The organism is Beduinella massiliensis, assembly GCF_900199405.1.
In the GTDB taxonomy this organism is placed as follows: Bacteria; Bacillota; Clostridia; order Christensenellales; family Aristaeellaceae; genus Beduinella; species Beduinella massiliensis.
In genome coordinates this window covers 1,238,779-1,251,970 of record NZ_LT963430.1, presented here as the reverse complement: position 1 = coordinate 1,251,970, position 13,192 = coordinate 1,238,779, and the positions used below count along the sequence as shown (strand labels likewise).

Annotated in this window: 14 protein-coding genes; 1 reads left to right on the top strand and 13 read right to left on the bottom strand. The window is 61.7% G+C overall.

Annotated features, from left to right (window positions below):
* Positions 1-3: 3 nt before the first annotated feature.
* Entirely contained in the window at positions 4-1,485 is a 1,482-nt protein-coding gene (locus C1725_RS06285; protein WP_346026404.1) for a M1 family metallopeptidase, read from the bottom strand.
* A 239-nt stretch (positions 1,486-1,724) separates the two neighbouring features.
* Between C1725_RS06285 and C1725_RS06280 the strand changes: the two genes are divergently transcribed.
* Entirely contained in the window at positions 1,725-2,309 is a 585-nt protein-coding gene (locus C1725_RS06280; protein ID WP_102410798.1) for a hypothetical protein, read from the top strand.
* Between the two features lie 67 nt (positions 2,310-2,376).
* Here the strand turns inward: C1725_RS06280 and C1725_RS06275 are convergent, their stop codons facing one another.
* The 12 genes from C1725_RS06275 to C1725_RS06220 all read right to left on the bottom strand — a co-directional run bounded on the left by C1725_RS06275 (position 2,377) and on the right by C1725_RS06220 (position 13,129).
* On the bottom strand, positions 2,377-2,835 hold the full coding sequence (locus tag C1725_RS06275) for a chemotaxis protein CheW (protein ID WP_102410797.1): 459 nt from the start codon (positions 2,833-2,835) through the stop codon (positions 2,377-2,379).
* On the bottom strand, positions 2,832-4,739 hold the full coding sequence (locus C1725_RS06270; RefSeq protein ID WP_102410796.1) for an ATP-binding protein: 1,908 nt from the start codon (positions 4,737-4,739) through the stop codon (positions 2,832-2,834). The genes C1725_RS06275 and C1725_RS06270 overlap by 4 nt, the downstream gene beginning before the upstream one ends.
* An 18-nt stretch (positions 4,740-4,757) precedes the next feature.
* A complete protein-coding gene (locus C1725_RS06265; protein ID WP_102410795.1) occupies positions 4,758-5,696 on the bottom strand; it encodes a diguanylate cyclase in 939 nt (312 codons plus the stop codon).
* A gap of 30 nt (positions 5,697-5,726) precedes the next feature.
* Complete coding sequence (locus C1725_RS06260; RefSeq protein ID WP_102410794.1) at positions 5,727-6,212, bottom strand: chemotaxis protein CheD; 486 nt, start codon at positions 6,210-6,212, stop codon at positions 5,727-5,729.
* Entirely contained in the window at positions 6,202-6,822 is a 621-nt protein-coding gene (locus C1725_RS06255; protein ID WP_102410793.1) for a chemotaxis protein CheC, read from the bottom strand. Before C1725_RS06255 ends, C1725_RS06260 begins: the two co-directional genes overlap by 11 nt.
* Positions 6,819-7,208: a response regulator gene (locus tag C1725_RS06250; protein ID WP_102410792.1), complete on the bottom strand. Its 390-nt coding sequence runs from the start codon at positions 7,206-7,208 to the stop codon at positions 6,819-6,821. The genes C1725_RS06255 and C1725_RS06250 overlap by 4 nt, the downstream gene beginning before the upstream one ends.
* Complete coding sequence (locus C1725_RS06245) at positions 7,205-8,881, bottom strand: methyl-accepting chemotaxis protein (protein WP_102410791.1); 1,677 nt, start codon at positions 8,879-8,881, stop codon at positions 7,205-7,207. Before C1725_RS06245 ends, C1725_RS06250 begins: the two co-directional genes overlap by 4 nt.
* Before the next feature lie 61 nt (positions 8,882-8,942).
* Positions 8,943-9,926 (bottom strand): chemotaxis protein CheB, encoded by a 984-nt coding sequence (locus C1725_RS06240; RefSeq protein ID WP_102410790.1) that lies wholly within the window; start codon positions 9,924-9,926, stop codon positions 8,943-8,945.
* Between the two features lie 5 nt (positions 9,927-9,931).
* The gene (locus C1725_RS06235) at positions 9,932-10,726 is read right to left on the bottom strand and encodes a CheR family methyltransferase (protein ID WP_346026403.1); all 795 of its coding nucleotides are present in this window, start codon (positions 10,724-10,726) and stop codon (positions 9,932-9,934) included.
* Positions 10,713-11,003 carry a hypothetical protein gene (locus C1725_RS06230; RefSeq protein WP_102410788.1) on the bottom strand — a complete coding sequence of 97 codons (291 nt, stop codon included), beginning with the start codon at positions 11,001-11,003 and terminating at the stop codon, positions 10,713-10,715. The genes C1725_RS06235 and C1725_RS06230 overlap by 14 nt, the downstream gene beginning before the upstream one ends.
* A complete protein-coding gene (locus C1725_RS06225; protein ID WP_102410787.1) occupies positions 10,987-11,451 on the bottom strand; it encodes a chemotaxis protein CheW in 465 nt (154 codons plus the stop codon). Before C1725_RS06225 ends, C1725_RS06230 begins: the two co-directional genes overlap by 17 nt.
* Before the next feature lie 265 nt (positions 11,452-11,716).
* The gene (locus C1725_RS06220; protein ID WP_102410786.1) at positions 11,717-13,129 is read right to left on the bottom strand and encodes a family 43 glycosylhydrolase; all 1,413 of its coding nucleotides are present in this window, start codon (positions 13,127-13,129) and stop codon (positions 11,717-11,719) included.
* Between the last annotated feature and the right edge of the window lie 63 nt (positions 13,130-13,192).

Below are 13,192 nucleotides of genomic sequence, written 5' to 3'. Positions count from 1 at the left end.
TCTTCATTCGTCCAGATAATCGTCGATGAATCCGCGCCAGCTCGCCCCGGTCGCTTCCTGCATCGTGACCGTGAAGTCCTCGCGCGTGGCGATGCCGAATGCGTACTTGTCGATATACGTGCGCAGCGCCTCCAAAAAGCGCGCTTCGCCAAGCGCCTCGCGGATGCCGTGCAGCATGCCCGCCCCCTTCTGATAGACCAGCTGTACGTACTCCGCGCCCGAGGTGAAGCTCGTGATCGCGCTGCCTGCGGTGACGCCGATGGGATGTGTAATGCGCAGCGCAGGCTCGATGCGCTGCGCGTAGAGCGCGTCGAAAGCCTGCCTCCCGTACTCCTTGTCGTAATACATCAGCGTCATGTACTCGCAAAATGCCTCGTCCATCCAGGGCTCCTCGACCTGGTCCGAGCCGACGAGCATACCGAAGTACTGATGCGCCGTCTCGTGCGCCACCACACGCTCCAGAAGCTGCCGGTCTCCGCTGTACAGTGAATCGTCCAGCAGCATAAAGCCCGAATATTCCATGCCGCCGTAGCCGCCGATGTCCTTCTGAGCAAGGGTCAGCGTCGGGAAGGGATACGCGCCCAGCATCGCCTGAAGCTGTTCGAGCGCCGATATCGCGTATTCGAGCGCCGCTTCCGCATCCTTAGGCCGCAGGGCATACGAGGAGATCAGCACGTCCCCCACCCTCTGCTGCGCCAGGGCGTAACGCCTGCTCATGGAAAACGCCATGTCGCGCGCCGCAAGCGCCTCCGCCAGAACCCGCGTCTGCCCGTCCTTCGTCTCCGCCTCGCGCACCGCCCCGCCGGCCGATACCACAAAGCCCTCGGGCACGGTAAGGCTTAGCGTCCAGTTCGCGCACGCGCTGTAAAAGGGGTCGCCGACGGGCCCGTACTCGTCCAGCCGCCAGGCGCCGCGTTCGTAAATCGCCGCGATGGGGAAAGCGTTCGCGACGCTGACGACGCCGTTCGCCTCTCCCCAGCGATAGGCGAGCTTCGGAATTTCGACGCGATATTGCAGTTCAATCTGAGCCTGCCCGCCCGGAGCGAGCGCCGCCGGCACGCGCAGCGCGCTCTCATCCTCGCCCGCCACGGCCCACGCACAGGCCGCGCCGTTTACCTGTACGTCCTCGATAAAGATTTCACCGGGTTCAAATTCGTCCTTTCCGCCGGAGAGCACCGCCGGGGAGGTCTCTTCGCGTTTAAACGCGTTTGGGTACAGGTGAAAATAAACGCTGTCCAAATCGTCCTGCGAGCGGTTTTGGTACACGATGCGCTGCGTGCAAAGAAGCGTCCTCGCCTTTTCGTCGTAGACGGCCTCTACCTCGTAAACGTCCAAGCCGCGGGAGGCCTGCAGCAGCGCCTGCGACGCCTCCGGTGCCGCAAGCTCAGTCTTGGAGCGCACCATGCTTTTTCCGATCAGGACGCCCGCCACGCAGCCGGCCGCCGCCAGCGCCACAGCTAAGAGAAAAAATGCCCTTTTTCGCAATCGATCACCTCATTCGCGAGCCGCGCGGAAATTCCTCGCGCCCTTTTTCAAAGAACGCTGTAGCCTGCCGCATTCGTCCCGCGGGCCCTCGTCTCCTTATTATACACGACCCAGTGGCGATAAAACAGCCGACAAATTTTTTTCGCCGGATCGGGAACAAAACGCGACACGGTACGTCAAAAAGAATACCGGGACAAAAATCCCGCTCAATTCAAAAAGACATCAGGAGGTAACCCCTAATGAAAAAGTTTCTTGCAAAGCTCGCCGTTCTTTCCCTGCTCGTCGTGCCCGCGCTCAGCCTGGCCGCCGACGAACCCGCCGCGCCGCCCCTGCAGACGCAGCAGACCGCGCCCGTTTCCGAGGGGGCCGAGGTTCCGGAAACCGAGCTGACCGGCTCCGTCGTCTCCTTCGACGCGGGAAACGGCGAATTTCTGATCCTGACCGAGGCGCACGGCGAAGTGCTCGTTCGCTTCGAAGAGGGTGTCCTGCCCGTGGACAAGCTCTATCCCGGCCTCTCCGTCGTCGTGCAGACGAACGGCGTCATGACGATGAGCCTGCCGGGGCAGGTAAACGCGCTGGCCGTCGAGGTCGTGTACACCGAAGGCGTCTTCACGGGCTACGACGAAGCGGGGCGCATGCTGGTCGAAACCGAAGATGGCCCGCACGCCTTCGTCTTCGGGGATGACGGCGTCCTCGTAGACGGACTGCCGCTCCTGACCGAGGGCGCGCTCGTTCAGGTCTTCCACAGCGCCGCCTCCACCCGTTCGATTCCCCCGCAGAGCGCGGCGACCCTCGTGCGCGTGCTGGGCGAGGCGCAGGGCTGATTTATACTCCGCATTTAAAGGCCGGGCGGCCCGCACGAGGGTGCGGGCCGCCCGGCCTTTATGCGCGCTATACCTCCTGCTCACTCCGGCAGACGACCATGCTTTCCAGGCTCTTTTGTACGTCGACCTGCCAGATTTTCCGTTCCCCGCAAGCGTAAAGCGCCTTGATGCGCCAGTGGGGGTAGGAGACGTCCGCACCCTGCCCTTTCAGACGCATGCCTTCGTCCACCTCCAAAATCAGGGGTTCCCGCTGGGTGAGCACGCCGCAATCATACGCCCCGCAGCGAAGCATCACGGTCACCCCGTGCTCCGGCTTTTCCTCCCCGCCGCACAGCCGCGCGAGCGACACGACGGGCGTGATGCTGCCCATGCGATTGCACACCCCGCAATAATATTCCGGCAAAAAGGGCAGCGATGCGATGCGCACGTTTCTGACGCTCTCGATGACGTAGGGAAGCTCAACGCCGTAGAGCACGCCGTCAAACGGCAGGCAGAGCAGTCCCGTCTTTTTCAAGCTCTCCGTCATGCTTCTCCCCTTTCCATTGCCGCGCGAATCAGGTCCTCCGCGTCCATCAGCATGCAGATCGTACCGTCGCCCAGCACGCTCCCGCTCACGATGCCCTGCTGCTGCCGAAAACGCGGCCCGAAGAGCCTGGGCAGCGGCTTGCCGACGATGCGTTGCTTGCCGATCACGCGGTCCACCAGCAGACATGCCTCGCGCGACGCGCCCCGCATCGCGATCAGAATGTTCTCCTTCTCCCCGGCGGGCAGGCCGTAAAACGCAGCCGCCTCGACGACCGGCAGGCATTTGCCGTCCGTTAACCACAGCTTTCGCTTCCCCCGTACGTCGAGACGGCCGTCTTCCGGGTCGTATGCGTAAAACCGATCCACCTGATAGGCGGGCAGCGCAAATACGCAGGGGCCCACGGTGAACAGAAAGCTCTCGAGGATGGTCAGGCAAAGCGGCATGTGGATCGTAAAGCGCGTGCCCCTGCCCGCCTCGCTCTGCACGCGCAGGTGACCGCCCAAGGCCTCTATGCTTCGGCGGACGATGTCCAGCCCCACGCCCCGGCCGGAATATTCCGTGGGGTTTTCCTGCGTGGAAAATCCGGGAAGGAAGCAAAACTCGAGAATCTGCTCGTGTGTGTACTCGTCCTCCGGCCGGGTGAGCAGGCCCTTTTTGCGCGCCTTTTGGAGGATTCTTTCCTCGTCCATGCCGCGCCCGTCGTCACTCACCTCGATGAGAATTTTTCCGGAGTCGTTCTTCAGCCGGACGCTCACACTGCCCGCACGTGCCTTTCCCGCCGCCTCGCGTTCCAGCGGGGACTCGATCCCGTGGTCGATCGCGTTGCGCAGGAGATGCATCAACGGTTCAAACAAGCCGTCGATGACCTTTTTATCGACCTCAGCCTGCTGCCCCTCGATGCTGAAGGAAAGCTCCTTCTTTTCCTTCTTGCACATATCCCGAACAACTCGCCGCAGCTTCCCCTCCAACGTGCCGAAGGCGACCATCCGAATCGAAATGACCACCCGTTCAAGCTCCTTGAGGATGCGCTCCGCGTACAGGGTGTTTCCGTCCGTCTTAAAGGTGCCGTCGCGGTTGTCCCCCTCGTCCGTGAGCGCGGACGCGAGGATCATCAGCTCCTCGGTCAGGTTTTGCAGCGCGTCCAGTTTTTCCACGCGCACGCTGATGAAATTTCCCGTGGGCTGCGCGAGCCCGGGCTCCGCCGCGCGCGCACGCGCCTCCTCCGGAAAGTCCGCGACCGCCTCGCACGACTCCACGAAGAGCGCGCCCTGAAGCTGACGAATCACCGCATCCCGGTTCGCGGAGACAAAACGGATATAAAACCCCTCGCGCCGGATAAAGTCCGCCGTCGCCGTGTTTTTCTCTACGTCCGAAGGGTAGGTCTGTATGTCCGTGCAAAGCTGGCGAATCTGCCGCGCCGCCATGAACGCGCGGACGTTCTCCATCTTGCAGTCCTTTTCAAAGCGCAGGCGTACGGTGATCCGCTCGCCGCTGTTTACCTTTTCCAGCAGGGATGCGATGCGCGCGCGCAGTGCATCCCCCTCCCTGGGACGGTAATCCGCCTCCGGCATGCGCGCAAGCTCGGCCTTGATGAAGTCGCTCGCGTCAAAGAGCAGGGCGAACGTCTCCCTTTCTACCCCCTGCAAGCGTTTTTCATCCTCGCGGAAGATCGAGAAGAGGTCTTCCAGCCTGTGCGTCAATTCCGACAGCTCCGTAAGCCCCATCATGGCCGACGAGCTTTTCGTCGTATGCATGACCCGAAATATGCTGTTGATCTCCTCCCTGGAAAAGCGGCCCTTTTTCTCCGCCGCCATCAGGATGTTGTCCAGCTGCTCTAAAAGCTGGCTGGTCTCCAGCAGATAGACCTCCAGCATCGCGCCCATCTCTTCGTCAAAAAACGCCATGTCCGGTCCACCGCCTCCTCATGCTTTCTCCGGTTCGTAAAAGATGCAGCAGTTCTTTCCGCCGCGCTTTCCCCGGTAAAGCGCGCGGTCCGTATCCTCGACGTTCTGGCGGAGGCTTTCGCCCTTCCGGTACTCGCTGACCCCGAGCGTGACCGTGCAAAAGAACGTCACGTCGTGATGGGAAAAGGGGAATTCCCGAATTTCGCCGCGAATCCGTTCCGCGATGCGCATGGCCTCCGCCCGATCGGCATCGAGCAGCACGATGAGGAACTCCTCGCCGCCCCAGCGGACGACCTTGTGCTTTCGGCAGATGCTTTCCATGATGCTGGCGATGCATACCAGCACGGTGTCCCCCGCTTCATGCCCATACGTATCGTTGATCTGCTTGAAGTCGTCTACGTCGACCATGATGAGCGCGTCCCGGCGGGTGCTCTCGTGCAGCTCATTTTCCAGCTTTTCCACGACATAGTGGCGGTTGTAAAGCCCCGTCAGTTCGTCGCGGAACACCATGGAATTGAGCCGCTCCATCGTCGCGCGGAGCTCCTCGTTGAGCAGCTTGAGCTCATCCTTCTGCTTCTTGGTGTCCAGATGCGCCAGAACGCGGGACTTCATCTCCTCCGGCCGAAAAGGCTTCTTGATGTAGTCGCACGCGCCCATGGAAAATCCCCGAATGACGTCCGTCTCGCTGTCCTTGGAGGTAATAAAGACGATCGAGGCGTTGTTGTGATCCAGCTCTTTGATCCGCTCGAACAGCTCATACCCTTCCATGTCGGGCAGGATGATGTCCAGCAGGATCAAGTCGGGCTCGCAGCGCTTCATCATGTCCAGCGCCTCCCGGCCCGTATGGGACGTATGGACGACGACGCTCTTTTCTCCACGGAGCGCCGTCTCAATCTGCTGACAGATCAGCAGGCTGTCGTCCACCGCCAAAATCGTCCGCTTGCCGTCTTTGTCCATGCTTCAAACTGCTCCTTCTTCCCGCCGGCATTAAATGATCCGCTCGCCATGGCGCGCGGCCTTGACCTTCAAGAGTCCTGTTTCAGCAGAAAAAAATATGGTTCTACCGTAGTCCGCGCCGATATCCACCGCCACCACCGGGATGTTCAGCCGCAGCAGCTCCGCCAGGGCGGCGTCGCTATTTTTCTTCCCAATGCCTTCGCCCTTTGCGTAAAGCGTGCCGAACATCTCCGCGCCGCCGGCGAGCTTGGCCTGCAGCCGGCCCCGCATCGCGCCGCCGCGCTCCATCCGCTCGACCAGCGCAGCCAGGCCACTATCTGCAAATTTAAAGGGATTCTCGCAGCTTTTCGCCTTTCCGCTCGCAGGCAGCAGGACGTGCGCCATGCCGGCAATCCGCTTCCTGGCGTCGTACAGGCAAATCGCCACGCATGAGCCGAGCGCATAGGCGGCGAGGCTTTGCGGCGGCCCCGCCACGGCCGCCTGCGCGATGCCTACCGGTATGATTTCAGCGTCCATCTTCCACCCCGAGCGCCTTTAAGATGAACCGAACCGAATCGACGTCCGGCAGGAAGAGCACGTGGCTGACGATGGAATGCGCCCCCATGCGAAACCGGTTTTCGATGAACAGCAGTTCATCGCTGAGCGCCGCGAAGCGAATCATAGGCACGCTGAGGAGCGCCCCCGCCATGTCGCTGCACATGTCCGGCACAGAAACGTTCACCTTGACGTTCATCATCCCGGAAAGCGCGTTGATGTACGCGCAGCACATGATGTTGCCGATTTCGCATACGGCCGAACGCTCCATCTCGCTCAGGTGCATCACGTCCTCCGGCGCATCGCCCAAAACGCTCTTCAGCATCAGGCGGGTAAATTCCTCGCTCAGCAGGAACATGAAGACCCCGTTTAAGTCGCCTTCGATTTCGAGCAGGATGCCCGCCTGTACCGTCTCCGCGCCGCCCAGCAACGGGGGGATGTCGTGAAAGGGAAGAATTTGAATGGACGGAACGTCCGTATCGATCCGCTTGCCGGTCATCGCGGATAGGGCGGTCATGGCGTTGCCGGTTCCGATGTTGCCGATTTCCGCCAGCGCGTCCAGCGCAGCGGCACCGAGCGCCCACGCGTTCATGACGCACCCCCGCTTCTGCGATGAGGGAACGCCATTTCTACCGCCTTCAAAATCTGATCCGGCTTGAAGGGCTTGACGATGAAGCTCACCGCCCCTGCGGCGACGGCCTCCGCGATCATGTTCTCCTGTCCGATGGCGGAGCACATCACCACGCAGGCGTCCTCGTCGATCCCGCGTATCTCCTTGAGCGCCTCAATGCCGTTCATGCCCGGCATCGAGATGTCCATCAGAACCAGGCCGGGCCGCCCTTCCCGGTATTTCTCGACGGCCTCCGCCCCGCTTGCCGCCTCGATCACGTCCAGGTCCTGGGCGCCCTCAAGCGCCCTTCGGAGCATCGAGCGCATGAAAAGGGCGTCGTCTACGATCATGACGGTATCGTTTTTCATCGTTCAAACTCCTCCACCAATTTCTTCAACAGCTGCGCCTGCGCGGAAAGCTCCTCGCTCGCAGCGGCGCTTTCCTCGCTCGTCGCGGAATTTCCCTGCACGATCTCGGAGATCAGTTCGATGCTCCTGCGAATCTGGATGATCGAGTCCGCCTGATGTATCGAGGCGTCGGAGATGCGTTCGAGCATCGCGTTCATATCCCGTACGCCCTCCACGACCTTTTTGAGCGATTCGGTGGTCCGCGCCGCCGCCTGCGCGCCCTCGTCGACCGTGCGCGTCGTCTCCATGGCCAGCTCTGTCGTCATCTTGGAAGCCTCCGTCGTCTTGGAGGCGAGGTGACGCACCTCGCTCGCCACGACGGCGAACCCGCGTCCCGCATCGCCCGCGCGCGCCGCCTCCACAGCCGCGTTGAGCGCGAGGATGTTCGTCTGGAAGGCGATGTCCTCGATCTCTCTGACGATTTCCGTGATCCTGTTGGAGTCCGTCTTGATGCGCCCTATGATGACGTTCATATGCTCCATCTGTTCGTCGCTTTCGCCTACCCGTACGCCGACGCCGTCCGCCTTCTTGCTCGCGTTCACGGCGTCATCCGCGTTGGCACGCACGCCAGCCGAGATTTCGTTGATGCTTGCCGCCAGCTCTTCGACGGAGCTCGCCTGCTCCACAGCCCCCTGCGAGAGCACCTGCGCGCCGCTCGCCACCTGGTCCGCGCCGCTCGCCACCTGATCCGCGCTGCTCGCGATCTGCTCGATGGCGCTGCCAAGAAGCGAGGAAATGCGCTCGAGCGATTCGCCCAGGATGCGGAAATCCCCCTTGAACTCGCCACGGTAGCGGTATGTCAGCTTGCCGCTGCCCAGCGCCAGCATCCCCTCTGTGACCGCGGAGGTGTACTGCTTCAGCGTCGCGGCGGTCTTTCTGAGGCTGTCTGCCAAATCGCCCAGCTCGTCCTGGGATTCGTAGGAGATGTCGACCTCGAGGTTTCCGTTTTCCATTTCCTTGGACGCCGCCTTGAGCTCGCGGATCGGCTTCGTGATCATGCGGGTCAGCGTATACCAAAGCAGCGTCGTCGCCGCAACGACCAGGAGCGCAAGCGCCACCATCAGGCCGGTAGTCCGATAGGTGGACGCCCGGCTGTTTTCCCAGTATTTCGCGGCCGACTCCTTTGCATAGTCCTCCACCGCCTTGAGCGCCGTGCGCGCGGTCTTCGCGAGCGGCTCGTACTCCTTGCCGTACAGGACGATCGCTTCGTCCTTCTTTCCGTCCGCCAAAAGATTCAGCAGCTTATCGCGCACCGGAACGACCGCTTCCAGCGAAGCAATCGCCTGATTCAAAACCTCCTCGTTGGAAAATGTCCGTTGGAGATTTTTCACGCCGCTGTCGATCAGCTCCGCGTATTCTTTCGCCTCTTCCAAATACGCCTGTTCGTCCTGAATATAGACCGCCGAAGAAATGCTCAGGATATCCCGGCCAATTCCCTGAATAGCGGCCCGCATTCCCTGCGCGGAGCTGGTCGACTGATACGAATGCTGATAAAAGGTATCCATCGATTGCCAAATCTGATGAATGCCCCAGAGCGCGGCCGAAACCGTAAGCACATACAGCACGACGATCGCAAGAAAAGAAGTCAGCAGCTTCTTCCCGATCTTCATGTTTTTCATCCATTCCCGCTTCATTGCCACAATCTCCTTCAATTATGATTCCGTTTTCCGCATCTCTGACGGGAGGGCGAGCGCGTCAAATCTCCACTCTGCCGGTGCGGGAGAAATGAAGGATCGCCTGCGTCATCTGCGCGGGCGCAAGAGCGCCGAGCGCGCCGCCGGCCCGCAGCGCCTCGCTGGGCATGCTCTGCGCTGGGCAGCTTCGCGCCTCCTGTACGTATCCGATCCCGCCTGCCCGGCGAAGCAAAAGCAGCCCCGCAGCGCCGTCTCGGCCCATGCCCGTGAGCACCAGTCCCATCGCATCCTTCCCCGCCTGCGAGGCGAGGGAGGCGAACAGGCAGTCGGCCGCAGGGCACACGCCGTTGATCCGCGGGCCCGGGGCGCACCGCGCATAGTACCCGTCCGGCCGCCTTTCGACCGTCGTGTGCCGTTCGTCCGGCGCAAGATAGATCGTGCCGTCTACAATTTTTTCCGCGTCCCGCGCTTCCTTCACCCGCATGGCGCACAGCCCATCCAGGTAGTCCGCAAAGCGCGCGGGAAAACCGCGCGTCAGATGCTGCACCACCAGAATGCCGCAAGTGTCCGGCCCAAGGCCGTGCAGCACCGACAGCAACGCCGCCGGCCCGCCCATCGAAGCCGCGATGCCCACCAGCCTGCCGCTCGCGCGCTCAGGCCTGCCCATCCCCGGCCGTTCCGCAGGCCTTCCGCAGCCCATCTTGAGGCGGATGACCAGCGCCTTGCGAAAGAGCGCCGCGTCGTGCGCCGATTTTTCCGGCAGCGAAAGTCCTTCGCAGGCGACTTCGCCGAGCCATTCCGGCGCCTGTGAAAAGGTGCAGACCACCAGCGCTCCCGCCTGTGCAAGGCGCTGAACCTCTGCGCGCCGATCGGCCCAGAAGGCTTGCCCGCGCCCAGCGAAGATCCAGGCGTCGAATGCGCCTGCGGCCTCCGCGCTGCGCCGAAGCAACGGCTCCCCGATTCCGGGCTCCGGAGCGAGCGCAGCCCGGATCTCCCTTTCCAGCGCAGCCGATTCCGCAATCAGCGCACATCTAAGCTCCGACATCTTTTTCAGGCCTTTCTGTAGATCGCAGGGCAGATGTACGCAAAACGCTGCTCATCACGCGTGAGCAGCTCCGTATGGCCCACGAAGAGATAGCCGCCGTGCTTCAGGCTGGCATAGAGCCTTTCGGCGAGACGCCTGCGGGCCCCTTCTCCAAAGTAGATCATGACGTTACGGCAGAGAATCAGGTCGTACCGCTCCTGTCCTGCGCAAGGCGTCATCAGGTTCATCTTCTGAAAGGTTACGAGGCGCTTCACCTGTTCGCGGAGGTAAAACATCTCTCCCTCCTGCCTGCAATAGCTCTGCCGCCAACGTTCCGGCAGCCGTTCCAGCGCTCTGATCGGGTACTTCGCGGCCTTCGCCTTCTCAAGCGCCGCTTCCGAGATGTCCGTCGCCAATATTTCGCAGCGCGGAAGCGGCTGCCTCTGCGCCGCATCCAGCAGCGTCATGGCGAGGGTATAAGCCTCTTCCCCGCTGGCGCAGCCCGCGCTCCACGCGCGGAAGCAATCCGCCCCGCCCGAAACCTCCGGGAGAATTTGGTCTGTTAGAAACGTAAAATGACTGTCCTCTCGCATGAAGAACGTATAATTCGTCGTCAGGCGGTTCATCAGCGCCGCCTCCAGCCTGTCGGTTCTGTCCGCCCCGATGCCGTCCAGAAATGCGCTCAGCGTATCGATGCCCTGCTTGGCCATCTCCAGACCCAGGCGGCATTCGGCAAGCGTACGCTTTTTTCGCAGGTCGATGCCGTACCTTGTTTCCACGTACGATACGAGCCGATCAAATTCTCCATCAGTGAAATGCACCAAGCACCTCTTCCTCCGCCTCGCCGTCCATGTCGACTTCCTGCCCCAAATAACCGCAGAGCCCGCCTTTCGGGTTTTTGACCAGCACGGCGCAGCGGCACGGTTCTTCCGTCCGCTCCCCCGGCCAAAGCGCGGCGACCGGAAAGCCTTCGTAGATCAGCACGCCCGCGACGTCCGCCGGGGCTTTGGGCACCGGGGTCACGTCCGGATCCGGAAGGATCGTGACCAGACGCGATAGGTCGATCGGATACCAGGTACGCTCAACGCGTATGCGCAATGCCTTCCCCCTCCTCCTGTCGTAACACGGCGCCTTGCAGCAGCACTTCCATGTCCAGCAAAAAGACGGGCCGCCGATCCTCCGCAAGCCAGATTCCCGTCAAAAAGGTATTTTCCGCTCCGATTACCTCCGGCGGCATGCGCAGCATTTCATCTGCGCGGAGCGTCATGGGGTTCATTGCCTCCTCGACGAGCACACCGAAACGTCCCTGCGGCAAACGCAGCATGAGCGCGTATGCCTCCTCCGCCTTCGCCGGTATGCCCAGCAGGTCGCACAGCCTGTATACGCGCATTCCTTCCTTTTCCGGCGCATCGAAGAGCCGCCGCGCGGAGACGATGGATTCGATGGAGCCCACAGGCACTAAAAAAAGCCGGGGGGCTATCCGGACGCATAAAAACACCTGCCCGGCCTCTTCCGCCACGGCGCCCGACATCGCAATCAGCTCCATTTCCTGTTAACACCAGTATACATCAAAAGCAGTCCGTTCTCAAGTGTAACCGAACAATTCTATTTCCGAACACACGACGCTTGCGCACGCTGCCGCTTTGTGCATACAAAAAGCCGGATGGATCAAACCATCCGACTCCCGGCCATCGGCTTTCGCGATGGCCTCATGCAGAATGAAAGCTCCTTTTGCGCGAATGTGACGGGATCTGTTTTCTCCCGAAAAATTCTGTGGATTTTTCGGAGGAAAACGCCCCGCCCGGCTCGATTTACGACGCCCCTTGCGTTCCGATCACGAGAACTTCGCCAAGCGCCCCCGGCGCGTCCAGTTCGATTCGCAGGCTCTGTACGGCGGTCTTCTCAAAGTAAAGCGCCGCGCTCTCCCCCGGCTGGACGTCCTCGCCCAGCGTAAAGGGGGCTTCGTAAGCGCCGTTTACGACGACGCGCCCGCTGAGCGCACCGCCCGCCGGATAGAGCACGATCATGTCCGCGTCGACCGGCGTATCCCAGACGAGTTCCGCCTCAGCGCCCTTCCAGGCATAGGCTGCCGAGGCGGCGGAGACGCAGGTATCGCCGTCAATAAGCAGGCTGATGTCCTCCCCCTTCGCCTGCGGCGCGTGATTCACGAGCCCCAGCTGCGAAAGCGGCAACAGCTGCGGCGCGAGCGTCGGGCCGTTTATAAAAGCCGTGCCGTCCGCGTGGAAGCCCGCGCGGTCGACGCAGAGCTGGCGGTTGCCGGAAGGCGCAAGTGGGTAGGTGTGCGTGTGATAGGCTGTAAACAGTTCATCTCCCGACTCGAAGAAGCTGTTATGGCCGGGGCCTGAGACCAGCACCCGACCGTCCTCCTCCACATAGTCCAGAATCGGGTTGTTTTCCTGCTTCACATACGGCCCCAGCGGATGATCCGCGACCGCGACGCCCACGGAATACTCCTTGCCCGCAAAGTAGTTGGCGCTGTAATAGAGGTAATACCTTCCGTCCCGGCGCACGACCGCCGGGCCCTCGTTCCAGCGATAATCGCCGGACTGCGTCTCCCACTGTGCATCGGGCGCCGTCAGCGCCACCGGCTCGCCGACGGTAGAGAGCAGATCCTTGGCGAGCTCTACGCCATACAGGTGGCTCTCGTGGCGATCCTCCACCACATTTTCCGAACAGTCGCGCGAGTAGATCAGGTAGGGTATGCCCGCGTCGTCCACGATAAGCGTGGCGTCAATCGCCGCGTAGCCGAAGTCAAAGAGCGGCCGCTCCAGCGGGTCGGTATAAGGGCCCTGCGGCTCGTCCGCGAAGGCAATGCCGACGCGCAGGCTCTGGTTTTCCGCCCAGCGCGCGGTGTAAAGCATCACGTAGCGGCCGTCATAGGCATAAACCTCCGGCGCCCAGTAATCTCCCGCGGCCCAGGAGAGCTTTTTGAGCGCCTTTTCTTTCTCAAACGTCCTGAGGCCTTCGCTCCGCCAGACGTTAAAACCCATCACGCCGCCCGTCGCAAAGACGCAATATCCGTCCTGCGTGGGCAGTACGAATGGATCTCCGATGTCCTTTACGGGCAGCGGGTTTTGATAAAACCGCTCCGATGCCTCCGATACGTCCTTGAGGGGCAGCGGCTCATACGCCTCCGCGCGGACCGACGGTGCGAGCAGGCAGAGGGAAAGCGCTAGCAGCGAGGCGTTTCGTTTCACGTTCATGTTCATCACCTTCCACAATTTTTCAATGCGTTAAATTTTTCCGATCAAAGCGCAGAGCTTCCG

Excerpts from the sequence above, each read along its gene's own strand:
- C1725_RS06250 (WP_102410792.1), bottom strand. The coding sequence starts at position 7,208 with ATGAAAAACGATACCGTCATGATCGTAGACGACGCCCTTTTCATGCGC.
- C1725_RS06280 (WP_102410798.1), top strand. The coding sequence starts at position 1,725 with ATGAAAAAGTTTCTTGCAAAGCTCGCCGTTCTTTCCCTGCTCGTCGTG.
- C1725_RS06245 (WP_102410791.1), bottom strand. The coding sequence starts at position 8,881 with ATGAAGCGGGAATGGATGAAAAACATGAAGATCGGGAAGAAGCTGCTG.
- C1725_RS06275 (WP_102410797.1), bottom strand. The coding sequence starts at position 2,835 with ATGACGGAGAGCTTGAAAAAGACGGGACTGCTCTGCCTGCCGTTTGAC.
- C1725_RS06265 (WP_102410795.1), bottom strand. The coding sequence starts at position 5,696 with ATGGACAAAGACGGCAAGCGGACGATTTTGGCGGTGGACGACAGCCTG.
- C1725_RS06240 (WP_102410790.1), bottom strand. The coding sequence starts at position 9,926 with ATGTCGGAGCTTAGATGTGCGCTGATTGCGGAATCGGCTGCGCTGGAA.
- C1725_RS06255 (WP_102410793.1), bottom strand. The coding sequence starts at position 6,822 with ATGAACGCGTGGGCGCTCGGTGCCGCTGCGCTGGACGCGCTGGCGGAA.
- C1725_RS06220 (WP_102410786.1), bottom strand. The coding sequence starts at position 13,129 with ATGAACGTGAAACGAAACGCCTCGCTGCTAGCGCTTTCCCTCTGCCTG.
- C1725_RS06270 (WP_102410796.1), bottom strand. The coding sequence starts at position 4,739 with ATGGCGTTTTTTGACGAAGAGATGGGCGCGATGCTGGAGGTCTATCTG.
- C1725_RS06225 (WP_102410787.1), bottom strand. The coding sequence starts at position 11,451 with ATGGAGCTGATTGCGATGTCGGGCGCCGTGGCGGAAGAGGCCGGGCAG.
- C1725_RS06260 (WP_102410794.1), bottom strand. The coding sequence starts at position 6,212 with ATGGACGCTGAAATCATACCGGTAGGCATCGCGCAGGCGGCCGTGGCG.